Below are 13,881 nucleotides of genomic sequence, written 5' to 3' on the forward strand. Positions count from 1 at the left end.
CAAGCAGGCGCGCAAACAGGCACTCGCAGATGACAAAAAGAATAAGCGGAAAGAATCATCTGTCCTGTTGAAAAAGGGCCGCGACGTGGTTCCGCCCGCGACCCTTGATCTGAGGGTTCGGTACATGTGTACACGAACCCTCTCATATGTGCCATGCCAATCTCTGTGGCATGGCACAGTGCCTGCGCAATTGCGGCTACATCGCCGCTTGCGCTAAGGCTTTACCGTCCGCGACGAGAATCGCGACGGTCGCCCTTCGCCGGTCCGCGTCCTGCGGATTCCGGACGGCGAGAGCCTTCACTGCTGCGCCCGGAGGTGCGCTTGTCGGCGCTACGGCCAGCCCAGCCGCTGCTAGCTGCACCACGTCCGCCTTGGCCCGCTGCACTGCGACTGCTGTCGCTGCTGCGCGCGGAACCACGACCTGCGCTGCGCTCGTCGCCACTGCGACCCGCACCGCGTCCACCTTGACCTGCTGCTCCGCGACTGCTGTCGCTGCTGCGGGCACCGCTACGACCGCCACTGCGGCCGCCTTCACTGCGTCCACCTTCGCCGCCGCGGGAACCACGACCTCCACGTCCGCCATCTCTGCGATCGTTACGGCCTGCACCACGACGGGCACTGCCTGTTCCGGAAGAGCGTCCGCCTGAACGTTCGTCATCCCCTTGACTGTTGATGGAACGTCTAGCTGCTCCAGTTGAAGCAATTGGACCTTCGCTTGTCCACTGGATACGGGACAGCTTCTGGTCAATACCTTGTTCAATACGTGCAAGTTCCGGTCTGTCATGTTCTGTTGCAAACGTTACAGCAAGACCTGTACCACCTGCACGGCCCGTACGACCGATCCGGTGAATATAACTTTCCGCATCATGCGGCATATCGTAGTTAAATACATGCGTAACGCCTTCAACATCAAGTCCACGTGCAGCTACATCTGTAGCAACCAGCACTTGCAGTTTGGCATCACGGAACGCTTTCATTACGTTCTCACGCTTGGACTGGGACAGGTCTCCATGAAGTTCATCACTTGCATAACCTGCTTCACGCAGATCTTGGTTCAGCTTGGATGCACGACGCTTGGTCCGGCAGAAAATAATCGCCAAGTATGGGCGATACGTATCAATCATGCCCCGAAGCGCTTCAAGCTTACCGCGATCCGTACATTCCAGTACCTGCTGACGAATCTGTTTGATCGGAATAACAGATTGAGAAGATACCTTCACATCTTCCGGATCTTTCATGTAGGTCTTCGCCAGGTTGCGAATGCCCTTAGGCATCGTTGCTGAGAACAGCATTGTCTGACGTTTATGTGGTAGCTCGCTAAGGATCGTCTCCACATCGTCCAGGAAGCCCATGTGCAACATTTGGTCGGCTTCATCCAGCACCAGTTTTTTCACATTATCCAGCTTCAACGTGCCACGGCGCAAGTGATCCAGCAGACGCCCCGGTGTACCAATAACGATCTGGGTACCGTTCTGCAATTTACGCAGTTGCTTGTCCACATCCTGCCCGCCGTATACGGCAAGCACATGCAGTTTATCGTCGTTTGCCGTGAGCTTTTTTGCTTCTTCCGTAATTTGCAGCGCAAGCTCACGCGTAGGCGCAATAATCAACGCTTGTGGCGAACGGTCGGATACATTAATTTTCTGAATAATCGGCAGCAAAAATGCCAGCGTTTTCCCTGTTCCTGTCTGTGCCTCGGCGATAATATCGCGTCCACCCAGCAGTACCGGAATCGAACGCTCCTGTACCGGAGTCGGCACGGCGATGCCCTGATGTTTCAGGATCTCGCACCATTCCGGGCGAATGCCCAGTTGTTCAAAGTTTGCCAATCGTTACACCTCTGTATATTCATTTAGATAAGTCCATTTCATAAAGACTTCAGTATCTGCAATCAAGACTAGCTTTCCTTATATCAATCATGATTATGAAATGAATTTTTTAAAAAGCAATCCACTCGTTGCTCTTCTTCTCCATACCCTGTAGTTTACACGTTAGTCAAGCAAAACAAAAGGGGATACAGCGTTACCCCCTAACTTGTAGCACAAAATTCCAAGATCAGCGTAACTTGTATCGACCAAGTGACTTTAAGTCGGGTAGTAAGAGACTCTAAGTCTGCCTTCAGGTTGCTGATCTGTGGATATGACCTAGCATGCCTCAGGCTCTAATAAAAAAACAGCGATGCCCTCTCCCCGATTTCCGGAAAAAGTGCGCCGCTGATTATAAATTATCTTTTTATGTTATCTATTCGCTGTTTACTTCGTTCCAACCAAGTTACGAACCGTGCCCTCCAGCTGTGGCAAATCCACTCCGTTCAAGAATACGGGAACTTTCCTCGTTTAACCCGCGCAGGTGCACGGTTTTGCCCAGCTTCGCGTATTTAAACTTCACTTTGCCAATAGCCACAACCGCAGTGTTATCCCAGATATGTGAACCTCCGAAATCAATCGTGATCTCCTTCGGATCTGCCTCTGCATCAAACTCATCCACGAAGCGGGACGAAGAACCGAAGAAGAACGGTCCGTGAACCCGGTACACCTTCTGCCCTTGTTCCTGGCTCGCCTGTACGCGGATTTTGGTCTGTTTCCAGCCAAAATGCAGCACACTGAGCACAACGCCGACCATGACCCCAATCGACAGATCGTGGGTATAGACCACAATCGCCACCGTCACAATCATGACAAAGGCTTCCGCTCGCGGAACACGGGCAATATTTTTGATGGAACTCCAGTCGAACGTTCCGATACACACCATAAACATCACACCGACGAGCGCACCCATCGGTACCTGCTTCACCACACCGCTGAACAGCAGCAACAGAATCGCAAGAAACGCACCCGCAGTGAACGTGGACAATCTTCCACGCCCACCAGACTTCACATTAATGACAGACTGCCCGATCATCGCACAGCCGCCCATACCGCCAAACAAACCGTTCACGAAATTCGCAATACCCTGACCACGCACCTCACGGTTCTTGCTGCTCTTGGTTTCAGTCATCTCATCCACGATAGTTGCGGTCAGCAGAGATTCCAGCAAACCAACCAGTGCCATCGTGAATGAATAAGGCAGCAGAATCATTAGCGTATCCCAAGTCCATGCAATATTCGGCAAGTGGAACATCGGCAGAGTGCTTGTTATATTCCCCATGTCGCCGACCGTTCTTACGTCCAGATGAAACACCAGGGTAATAATCGTCATCACGATGATTGCAATCAGCGGAGCTGGAACGCCTTTGAAGAACCGCGGCAAAATATAAACGATCGCCAGCGTGCCCGCCACCATCGCATACATAATCCAGTTCGCTCCCGTGAAGTGAGTTAACTGCGCCATAAAGATCAGGATAGCCAGTGCATTCACGAATCCCGTCAGTACCGAATGAGGCACAAACGTAATAAATCGCCCAACCTTAAATATGCCCAGCAGAAACTGGATAATGCCCGTCAAAATCGTAGCGGCAAAAAGATATTCCACCCCATAATCCTTGACGAGTCCAACCATCAGTACCGCCATGGCACCTGTTGCCGCCGAGATCATGCCTGGTCTTCCACCAGCGATCGAGATCACAATCGCAATCGTAATCGAAGCGTACAACCCGACCATCGGATCGACACCCGCAATGATGGAGAACGCAATGGCTTCCGGAATTAACGCCAGCGCTACCGTAATGCCTGCCAGCACGTCTCCGCGAATGTTGCCAAACCATTGTTGTTTTAAAGTATTCATATGTTCTTGCCGTTCCTCCTACGTGTATCAACTCAATTTGTCTTATCACCTGATGGGTAAAGATACGGTTCATCACTGACCCATTACAACAGACAGCACAAATAGCAGAATGCTGTTCGCAAAATTCATCTAATCGTGGATAAATAATATCCTTTCTACAGTATAATCAATTCCGCGTACTTCACTGTTCCCAAGCTTGATCTTGGCCTGTACCTCAAATTGCGAATCCGGAATCTTTTAGCATGAGAGTTAGGCTATCCAACATTATTTCTGAACACGCCCCATCCGTTCCTATGTGTTTCGGTTGCTTCCGTCCAAATCCGTTTTCTTTTCCTTGCCTTCAGGGCGTCATGAACAGAGCATGACACCTATAGTTTTCCCCTCTCAGAAAAACTGGGTCCGTTAATGTACTGACCTATTATTATAACTATAGGATGTAATATGTACTAACACTATTAAGCTGAAAAAATAATATCATACCTCTTAAATTCTAATTTTTTTGTTAATTTACTCAAAAATACTCTATTTTGAACAAAATAATACCAAGCAGTTCCCATTGCAGGATATATCAGCGAGGATGTTAGTTATTCACCCTTGTAGATCCCATAAACAAAAAAACCTTGCTTGTTTGGTAACACGGAAGAGTCACCAACCATGCCAACAAGAAAGGTATGAAGAAGCTCTCCCGCTTTATCGCTGATTATGTGCTGATGTACAGTGGTTTCACACAGGCTCCATTGCTTGCATCCTCATTCATGCTTCGTTGCTTCCTTAACTTCAGTTGCATATAACAACGTTCACTTTTTGTTTGGAGTATTTTGGGGCCGACGTGACAACAATGTCGAGTATTCAGTAATAAAAGCCTTATAGCTCGAGCTGACTTCCAGTTTTCGGTACATATTGACCTTTTCCGTAAAGCGATAGACATCCTTGCTCGGAAAATAAATGCTCATTCCTTCTCCCTTGGGGTGTTCAGGAGACTTCATGTTATAAACAACCGCTTTTTGAATTGTTTTTTTGACGCGGTCCGCCTCGGTCTCAGCTTTCATTCTTTTGCCGATCAAGGTAAACAAATCAGCAAGATCCACCAAATCGGCTTCGTCCGCATAATCCTCGGCTTGATCCCGGGCTTTTCTCAAATGACTTATTCCCTTTGTCATAGCTTGGGGCTTTAACAATCTTTTGCTGAATGACTCGACTGCCCTCATAACCTCTTCCATCCGATCCAGTCGAATGATTGATTGCTGAAGGTCCTCCTCTTCGCCGTTTTCCTTCGACTGTTCCAGATATCCTTGAGCAATAGTTCTGCCCAACTCAAGGGTGGAAATCCCAGGCTTTTCTTGAACTGCCTTCAGCATTTTTGTATAATCCCACCCATTCTGATTCGTGTAATCGACAGAGGCAAGCATATATTCCCCATAGTTCCTAAGTGCATAGGCCACCTCCACACTTGCCATTTTGCAATTATCGAAGCCAATGAGTTCAAATTTAATTCCCGTTTCGTTATAGGCGCGTCCAATTCCTTTTTGAAGCTCGGTCAAGCTCATTTTTTTATTTCCATAGTGCTCGTCGCCGCCGTATCCATCGATCGGTCCAAGACCGTGCCCCCAGAACATAAGCACATGCTTCCGAGCTGGATATTCACGGGTTCCCCAGCGAATGAAATCTGTAAGGGAATTGGATGTATCCATATTTTGTGAGCCTGCGTTATCCAGAAGGGCCAACCTCCCCTTTTCAACACGCCATCGTTGATTCAGACCGGACTCAATGGACGAATGGTCCCAGCTTCGAGCCCCTCCTGTCTGAACAACAACATTTACATTGCTGGAAGAGCCTACACTCATCATTTCCTTCAAGTCATCGCTTGCCATATGAAAATCACTTTCCATATCTGAACCAATCATATAGATGAGAAAGGTGTAATCGGCCTGCCGATCGGATGCTTTTAGTTCAGATATAGGAAGAAACGAGACAAGCAGAATGAACACAAACAGCTGTATTGTTCTTTTCATTGCCATCCCTCCTTGTTTCCGCTCTACACTTTAATATTAGCGATATGCCATAAAGAAAAATAACCGTCTTCATCGGGAGCTTCGTTCTCCAGTACAAAACCAGTAGACTGAAAACACTTCAAACAAGCAGCGTTGTCAGCTTCAATTCCGGCGTACCATTTATGGATCGTTTCCAGTTTGGGAAGCTGCATAGCTTTTTCAACCACTGCTCTGCCGTAGCCCCTGCCTCGAACCGACGGATCGACAACGATGGCAATGCTTCCCGTATTCTGCTCCTCCTGCTCAATCATAATTACACCTACGGCTTTACCCTCCGAGAACGCTACCCACACGTCATAACCAGGATGCTGCTCCACGTGCTGATGCCACTCGTCTAAAGGAAGCATTCCCTCCAAGCGCCGATGAACCTCTGCATCCTTAAACCACTCCTCCAGCATCGCCAGATCTCTTACCGTAAACGGTCGCAAATTGTCAATCACGCTCATTTCATCTCACCTCTTTATCTGTATTTTTGAGCCTGCATATTGTACAGTTCGGCATACCCTGCCCCATTCACCAGCAATTGATTATGAGTTCCCGTTTCCATGATTCTGCCCTGTTCCATATAGACTACATAATCTGCGTGTCGTGCAGTGCTCAACCGATGCGAGACGATGACCACCGTCTTGTTCTTCATTAAATCCCGCATTCGTTGGAACACGTCTTCCTCCATGAACACATCAAGCGCAGAAGATGGTTCGTCCATGATCAGCAATCCGGCAACATCCTTTCTCATAAAAGCACGGGATAATGCAATCCGCTGCCATTCTCCTCCTGAAAGGCTTCTGCCTCCGAATAGCCTGCCTAGCTGTGTATCATATTTTTGCCCCAGCTTGTGGATAAATTCGTCTACTCCGCCCAGCTTGGCAGCTCTTTCGATTATCTTTTGCTCGTTAACAGCCGCAAGATTACCTAGTCCAATATTGTCCCGAAGATTCATTTCATAGCGCACAAAATCCTGGAATACGGCTGTAGCCTGTGTCCGATAGGCAGCGATATCATATTCGCACAGCGGAATACCGTTGTAAAACACCACTCCTTCATTAGGATCAAAGAAGCGCAGGAGCAGTTTGACAAGCGTGCTTTTACCTGACCCGTTTTCACCGACCAACACGGTCACTTTTCCAGCAGGGATGATAAGCTCTGGGATATCCAGAACAACCTTGGTTTCATCATACCGGAAACGGACCCCTTCCAGCCGGAAGCCCTCTTTGACAGACACCGCCGGAGGGCATGGGCCTGACTCCATTTCATTCTCGCTATAGAGAAAAGAACGAATCTTCTCCAGATGTCTGGCTTCTCTAGGACCGATCGCAAAAGCTGCAAACAATTCATTCATTCCCTCATTCAACTGAATAGTGGCGCCAATAAATAAAAAGATGTCCCCTGCTGTGAAGTGGCCGGAAAGCGCATGTCCAACTAGATATATAATGATGAGACCGGCGGCCAGCGACTGGAGCACAGACCACAATAATTGATGGAGAGCCAGTTTCCGTTGGTCGGCTGAAAGTGTAAGCAGAAGCTCTCGTGATGTGTTCAGATATCTCTCCTTAAAAAAAGGAACAAGACCAAATACCTTCAGCTCTCCGGCTGTTTCAGGCCTGAGCGGCGTACCAGCGTAATACTCAGCACGCCGCCTTAATTCCTGGACCTCCTCGCGTCCTTCAAAGGTAGCGTTGTTGAGCTTCGCTTCCCAATACAGCTTGGGAACGACCAACGCCAGCAAGACAATCGGGGCCCAGGGAGCGATCGTTCCAATCATTATACTCCCGGCTGCAATCACGACCAGTCCTCCGATGGTCTGAGAAATAATCGTTAACCACATTGTAACGAAGTATTCGTTATATTGAATAACCCGAGTTTTTGTATGGAACCCTGCCTTTTCAAAAGGAGCAATATCCGGAATCGACATTGCTTTGCTGATCAACAACTCATCAATATGTGCTTGAAGTTTTGCAGTCAACAGGCGTTTGTGCATCTCTGATACGGGTTGGAGGGCATCCACAACTAATGTTAGCCCAATATACAACAGCACCATCCAAGCCAGCGCATCCCATGATGCAAGAACAAACGGCTGCTCAGCCAATCTGTCAATGATCTTGGCACTCAGCCACACAAGCAGCGGACCAAGCAATGCCTCAAGCACTTTAATGGCAAAAACGGTACACACTTTTACTGGCGAGCATGTCCATAACAAGGACAGTCCAAACAAAACGGAGGAAGCCATATGTCGTCGCCTGGCTGTGATTCGTTGCAATGCTATCACTGGATATGCTCCTCCCCTTGAAAAGATTTTCCCTGCAAACGGAACATGGTGGCATACTCCCCATTTTTGCACATTAAGGCCTCATGGCTACCTTCTTCCACAATACAACCATTTTTCAGGACAAGTATTCGATCTGCTAGTTTAACCGTGCTGAACCGATGAGAAATCATGATCACCGTTTTACCTTTTGTCATTTTTTGAAACTGATTGAAAATCTCATATTCAGCCCGAATGTCAAGGGACGCAGCCGGTTCATCCAGAATGACCAGACCTGCTTGACGAACCATCGCTCTGGCTAACGCCACGCGTTGCCATTGTCCACCTGAGAAATCAGTACCTCCCCATTCGGGGCCCAAGAGGGTTTCGATTCCATGAGGCAGCGCCGAAACGATCTGGTCCAGCCTTGAATCTTGAAGTGCCTGATTTATCTCCCTGTCGCTCAGTTGTGTGTTCGGGCTGCCGATCATAATGTTCTCGCGCAGGGATAACTCGTATTTTCCGAATTCCTGAAAAACAACCGAGATATGCTCTCTCAGCTCCCTGACATCAAACGAGCGAATATCCACCCCGTTGATTTTAATCTCGCCTTCGCAAAACTCATAGAAGCGGCACAACAGCTTGACAAGTGTCGTTTTACCCGACCCATTGGCGCCAACAATCGCGATGCGCTCCCCGGGCGATATGCTGAAACTGATATGGTCAAGAACCCAGGGGGAACGTTTATCTTCACTCTCATAAACATCCTCAGCATAGTCGTGGACTTCGTCCTCGTTTTCGTCATCAATTTCCTCACTGTCCAGGTCCAGGTCGAAATCATCAGTTGCTTCCTCGGAAGCAGCACTCTCCTGTTCCTGGTAAGGATACTTGAAGCTTACTCCCTTGAATTCTATAGATAGGGGGCCAGCATTCACTGGAATGGGATGTGAAGGCTTCTGGATATCTTCCTCTGCATTCATAAATAAGACGAAATCATTTCCCATTCTCCAGATATCAATCGTGTCTGCCCCTTCCTTGGCAATCTCTCTTAAGGAAACAGACAATTGAAACACAGCCCCTAAATACAGAGCAATATCCCCCAACGAAATCGAGCCCGATCCAGATTGACTTACTACCCAAAAGTATGCTCCTCCTGCCACCATACCCGAAAAAAGACCGGTAAAAACCGTTCCTTTGGCGCTTTTGGCCTGGATCATTCGAAATTGTTCATACAGCAGAGCAAACGTGTGTTGATAGATGTTATGGAAATGGCTGCCCAAACCAAACAGGCGAATTTCCTTGGCGGCACGTCGACTAATCACTAGGCTTCGAGTATAATCCAATCTTCTTCTTATAACTGCATATTCTTTGGCATATTGCCATTCCATCTCGTTGTAACGGTTCTGCATGAACGCAAAAGGAGCGGTTGACAGCACCAGAATGATGGACAGCATCGGAGAGAGCACGGCAATCAGCATAATAATACCAATAGCTGAGAACACAGACGTGCACATACTTGCGCTGAAGTTCAGGAGCTGTGCAGGCAACCAATTGGAGCGATCCCGCAGTGCTTCCAGCCGGTTTCGGTGTTTCTCCTCTTCAAAAAAGCGCATGCCGGGAATACGTTCGAAGGCATCCAACAAAACACTGTTCACGGTAATGACGGATCGCTCCGATAGCAGCATTTTAAGCCAGGTTTGTGCGGCGTTCACGATGCTAAGCAAGACCAGGCTACAAGCATAGACAATAGACCACCGTGCCGCGTATGATTCTAATCCGTTTGGCGCAATTCCATCGATGATTTGTTTAGAGGCATAGAGCTGAAGTGCTGGAACAGCACCCTCAATGAATATGAACAAAATGATTAGCAAGGTTAACACCGGACCAGATTGCCATAACATTCGCACAAGCAAATGGGTCGTTTGCCGTGTTCGTTGTGCTCTGCTGCACCGTTCTTCATGATCAAACATGTGTTTCTCCATTCTTCTGCACCTTTATCATCGAAATGTCCTTGAATCAGGCATGAAAATACAAGCGTTTCTTCTCATTCATATTGACCTCCTCAATGTCTCCGAGCATCCTTGCCGGAGAAGGTCTGGAGCGGTTGAGCACATGTTCTTTGCCACGACTCATCTCCTGCAGCCAGATCTCCAAGTCGATAACAGAGCGCATATATTGGTAACCCATACCCAAATCATTATTCGGGTCCTCCGAACGGATCGCCATAGCGACTAGATGTTTCCACCACGATCTCTGGTCAATAATCCCCAGTTCCGTAACATACACACGCTTTCCGCTCGCGAACAATTGCAAAATATGCTGGCGGTCATTCAAAAAGCTTTTCCTGGCCATATGGGCATAGGTTGTTTTGGAAGACCTGTTATAGACATACGAAGGCAAGATATCTGTGAATGCTTTTCGAAGCAACAGCTTGGAACCGGCATAGCTTTCTTGCTCACCCTTGAGGAGATCAAAGTGCTGCTCTGGCGGAACCGAGAACGAAAACTCGATTATGCGCCTGTCCAGAAACGGATGATACGCAGGCAAGGTCACACCTACAGCATCCATGTATCTTGCACGAGGCCACAGAAAGTCGTAATGATAACGCTTCCCCCAGTAGTTTAGCGGCCTGCTTTTGCGATATCGGTGAACCTCCTCCGCATTCATCTGCCGTTCTCTCTGGAGATGTTCATTGGTAAAGAATTCGGGCAAGTCATATTCTGTATCCGACCATAACAGCTTGTAGTACCACTTTTCACCAAGATAAGGCAAGAATGGAGCCAAACCATATTGAAATCCTTTTTTCAGCATAGGTCCTACTCGATTGCCAGCCCATTCCCGAAGTTCACGAATACCTTCCCGATAACGCTTTTGCCGGAAATAAGAATCAATGACAGCAACTTCGCCGCTATATACAAAGTCTCCGCCTTCACCTGTCAAAACGGCAGCAGTCCGAAATTGCCGAGCCAGCACCGTAAATGTCTCATTCACAAGCGAATTGGCTCGAGGGTCTGGACCATCCACAAACCATAGCGGGTCCCTGCCAATTTCGGCATTGGGTATTCTGGCCGTTTCGTCCGCATGAATGATCAAGCCGGGAATGCGCAGATCCCTCATCATTTTTTTGACGAGATCCTTATCATGGCTTGGCATCATATCCGGTTCCGCAAAAGAAATGTTAACAGCCAGAATCTGCTCTTGGTTCCCGCTGGCAATGGCGGCAGCTACAACGGCGGCTGAGTCGAGCCCTCCGCTCAATTCAACCATTCGTTTGTTGCCATTAAAGCGTTCCTGGGTCACCTGCTCCAGCAATTGACGAAATTGGGGGACAGCATCTTCCGTGAGCTGTGGCTTGCTTGTCAGTTCCCGCATTCCCCAGTAGCTTTGAACTTTCACCTGGTGATTGTTCCACCAAGCAATGGAGGCTGTGGGAAGCTTGCGAATGCCTTTAAAAAAAGTCCGCTCTTCCAGTCCGTTCTCCCCTACAGCAAAGCCAGAAGTCGGATACATTCGGCACACGTCTTCATCGACCTCAAAAGGAATATCCTGAAGCAACAAAAGCACGCGTAGATCATTGGCAACAAACCATTCATTTCTTGGGCTAATCCAGTAATAAACGGGTCGGGTTGCATAGCTATCCGTAGCAACAATTAAACTGCTTCGTTTCTGGTCCCAGTACACCAGTGTAAATTCCCCTTGGGACTTGCATAGTTGATATTCAGGTTTCTCTTGCAGCAAACGATACGCCTGCTCCTGCTGATCAGATGAAAGGGACGGGAAATCATCGGCATGGGCTTGCAGCTCGCCGCTGGCCCAGCCATCCAGAATGATGGGAAAATCAAGACGGATATCCGCCGAAGTACTGGAAGCCTGTGCTCCATAACCGTAGGAGAGCGTTGCTAAATGGAACGTATCTTCCGTATAACCATTCACACCGGTAACCCTTGCCCACCTTTTAATTGAATCCATCCAATCCAACCAAATACTTTGATTTTGGCCTTGCATAGCGATCCATATCTTCATCCCAGAGATAGCACCCACCTCTCGGCATATTCGCTCATATTATATATTTTCAATACCTTCAAATCATTTCCTTTATGATTGGGGTCAATGGTCCGACCGTCTTCCAGACGCACCCATGCGTGAGAGAACAGTTTTTCATCTATCTTTTTCACACCGATCAACAAGTCACTTTCATAGCCAGCACTGAACAAAATGGCCTGAACTGTCATAGCTATGGATACACATGAGGTGATGAGATGATCATTTTCATCCATTTCATACATCATCTGCCCCAGTCTGCACAATTCGTCCGTCTCAATCCGATTCGCTTCCCTTCGGCCTGCGCTTACATGAAGAGGGTACATATGTATTGCAATTTTTTCATAAGCATCCACAAAATCCGTCTCCAGTAGTAACAGGCGGACAAAAGCATGAACCGTTGTGAAATACACCTTGTTATGGATAGGAATGGCCTTACTCATGAGACATCGACCTTGACCAGTTTTTTAGCCGAGAGTTCCTGAATTGCATTTTGCAAAATAACGGTTAATTCTGCTTCGGATTGATCAAATTCGCTTTTCCATTTACTCAGAATTTGGTTGAACTCCCTTGTTCCAGTCTCCAGTTCCAGCCACAGCTCCATCAACGCGCCCTCGAGCCCAAAATATTCACCGTTATTGATGTCCAGCACGATACATTCCTCACTTAATGACGTGGTGGCAGTTTCCTCGCTTCGGGCAATTTTCATGCCTGCAACCCCTCTCTGCAAGGTAATATGTAGTATATGGAAATGACTAGAGAGAGCCGCAAGGCCCTCTCTGGTGAACTTATAATGCCTTTGAAATTAACCACGTTTTACTCCACGACCGAATTTTCCATCTCCCGGCTTACTTTTCTTGGAGAGAGTTACTGTTAGGAAAGCACCATAACTCTTCAAAGGAGCCACTTGAACTTTACGCATATACTTCACCACCCCTCTACTTGAAATATATTACATTTTTAATATATCATAGAAATAATGGGTTTTGTCCGAAGACAATCCCCAATAACCGCCAAGATTCCACAAACCTGCTTTTTACGGTTATTTTACGGTCCGAAAAGAAAATAATACATACGAGGTGCATATCATGCTGAACGTAATTCTGGTAGACGATCATAAAGCATTCACCTGTGGAATGAAGCTCATTTTGGAACAAAACCATATGAAGGTAACCGTACTTCATTCAGCCCTTGAAACGCTGGACTTCATAAAAGAGCAGGCCAATGCAATAGACCTTTACCTGTATGACTTGTCTATGCCGGACCTCAACGGGATTGAACTGGCAACTAAAACGATGGAGATCATTCCTGATGCAAGAATCATGCTTTTCTATTCCCAAGAGGATATGATTCAGCTGTTTCAAATGTCCGTCCAAGCAGGCATCCGCGGATTTATCGACAAGTCTTTTTCAGCACAGCAGGTGCTCACAAGCATTTCCATGTGCATGGAAGATGCGGTTGTCTTTTCTCTGGATTTCTTTAAATCGATTCTCACTCCGACAGCTTCCTTTAACGCGCCTGAAACTATGCTGACCGAGTTCGAAATTAAATTGCTACAACAGGTGGCCAAAGGAGAAACCAATAAACAAATTGCGGAATCCCTTTTTATGTCTACTCGAAATGTCGAATATCATCTGGGGCGTGTTTATCGAAAGTTGAGGGTCAGCTCCAGAAGTTATGCCGTTCATAAATGCAAAATTCTTAAATTGATATAAGTCCACGAGAGGTGCCTAATCCGTACCCATTTTGGAAGCATGCATGGATTCAGCCGGAATTATATTAGCTTTCATCGCTCACGTATTGTTAAATACTGTCCTGAATATG

10 protein-coding genes are annotated in these 13,881 nt (G+C 47.5%); 1 reads left to right on the forward strand and 9 read right to left on the reverse strand.

The features are described from left to right. Window positions 1–221: 221 nt before the first annotated feature. The 9 genes from ACETMN_RS30940 to ACETMN_RS30980 all read right to left on the reverse strand — a co-directional run bounded on the left by ACETMN_RS30940 (window position 222) and on the right by ACETMN_RS30980 (window position 12,766). The gene (locus tag ACETMN_RS30940) at window positions 222–1,829 is read right to left on the reverse strand and encodes a DEAD/DEAH box helicase (RefSeq protein WP_411735500.1); all 1,608 of its coding nucleotides are present in this window, start codon (window positions 1,827–1,829) and stop codon (window positions 222–224) included. A gap of 442 nt (window positions 1,830–2,271) precedes the next feature. Then, window positions 2,272–3,723, reverse strand: a complete 1,452-nt coding sequence (locus tag ACETMN_RS30945) for a SulP family inorganic anion transporter (protein ID WP_017691838.1) — start codon at window positions 3,721–3,723, stop codon at window positions 2,272–2,274. A gap of 797 nt (window positions 3,724–4,520) precedes the next feature. After that, window positions 4,521–5,735, reverse strand: coding sequence for a clostripain-related cysteine peptidase (locus ACETMN_RS30950; protein ID WP_411735501.1), 1,215 nt, complete (start codon window positions 5,733–5,735; stop codon window positions 4,521–4,523). 23 nt (window positions 5,736–5,758) lie between these two features. Next, complete coding sequence (locus ACETMN_RS30955) at window positions 5,759–6,220, reverse strand: GNAT family N-acetyltransferase (protein WP_091012799.1); 462 nt, start codon at window positions 6,218–6,220, stop codon at window positions 5,759–5,761. A gap of 14 nt (window positions 6,221–6,234) precedes the next feature. Then, window positions 6,235–8,040: an ABC transporter ATP-binding protein gene (locus ACETMN_RS30960; protein ID WP_411735502.1), complete on the reverse strand. Its 1,806-nt coding sequence runs from the start codon at window positions 8,038–8,040 to the stop codon at window positions 6,235–6,237. Next, a complete protein-coding gene (locus tag ACETMN_RS30965) occupies window positions 8,037–9,998 on the reverse strand; it encodes an ABC transporter ATP-binding protein (protein ID WP_411735503.1) in 1,962 nt (653 codons plus the stop codon). The genes ACETMN_RS30960 and ACETMN_RS30965 overlap by 4 nt, the downstream gene beginning before the upstream one ends. A 34-nt stretch (window positions 9,999–10,032) precedes the next feature. Then, window positions 10,033–12,039, reverse strand: a complete 2,007-nt coding sequence (locus ACETMN_RS30970; RefSeq protein ID WP_222215840.1) for an asparagine synthase family protein — start codon at window positions 12,037–12,039, stop codon at window positions 10,033–10,035. Next, the gene (locus ACETMN_RS30975; protein WP_091012794.1) at window positions 12,036–12,500 is read right to left on the reverse strand and encodes a lasso peptide biosynthesis B2 protein; all 465 of its coding nucleotides are present in this window, start codon (window positions 12,498–12,500) and stop codon (window positions 12,036–12,038) included. Before ACETMN_RS30975 ends, ACETMN_RS30970 begins: the two co-directional genes overlap by 4 nt. Further along, complete coding sequence (locus ACETMN_RS30980; protein WP_105600223.1) at window positions 12,497–12,766, reverse strand: PqqD family peptide modification chaperone; 270 nt, start codon at window positions 12,764–12,766, stop codon at window positions 12,497–12,499. The genes ACETMN_RS30975 and ACETMN_RS30980 overlap by 4 nt, the downstream gene beginning before the upstream one ends. Window positions 12,767–13,145: 379 nt before the next feature. Between ACETMN_RS30980 and ACETMN_RS30985 the strand changes: the two genes are divergently transcribed. Then, window positions 13,146–13,772, forward strand: a complete 627-nt coding sequence (locus ACETMN_RS30985; protein WP_091012790.1) for a response regulator — start codon at window positions 13,146–13,148, stop codon at window positions 13,770–13,772. Window positions 13,773–13,881 lie beyond the last annotated feature (109 nt).

The organism is Paenibacillus sp. M2, assembly GCF_046713495.1.
Classification (GTDB): domain Bacteria; phylum Bacillota; class Bacilli; order Paenibacillales; family Paenibacillaceae; genus Paenibacillus; species Paenibacillus amylolyticus_B.

Coding starts and splice junctions, on each gene's coding strand:
- ACETMN_RS30955 (WP_091012799.1), bottom strand. CDS start 6,220: ATGAGCGTGATTGACAATTTGCGACCGTTTACGGTAAGAGATCTGGCG.
- ACETMN_RS30965 (WP_411735503.1), bottom strand. CDS start 9,998: ATGGAGAAACACATGTTTGATCATGAAGAACGGTGCAGCAGAGCACAA.
- ACETMN_RS30975 (WP_091012794.1), bottom strand. CDS start 12,500: ATGAGTAAGGCCATTCCTATCCATAACAAGGTGTATTTCACAACGGTT.
- ACETMN_RS30970 (WP_222215840.1), bottom strand. CDS start 12,039: ATGAAGATATGGATCGCTATGCAAGGCCAAAATCAAAGTATTTGGTTG.
- ACETMN_RS30980 (WP_105600223.1), bottom strand. CDS start 12,766: ATGAAAATTGCCCGAAGCGAGGAAACTGCCACCACGTCATTAAGTGAG.
- ACETMN_RS30945 (WP_017691838.1), bottom strand. CDS start 3,723: ATGAATACTTTAAAACAACAATGGTTTGGCAACATTCGCGGAGACGTG.
- ACETMN_RS30985 (WP_091012790.1), top strand. CDS start 13,146: ATGCTGAACGTAATTCTGGTAGACGATCATAAAGCATTCACCTGTGGA.
- ACETMN_RS30950 (WP_411735501.1), bottom strand. CDS start 5,735: ATGAAAAGAACAATACAGCTGTTTGTGTTCATTCTGCTTGTCTCGTTT.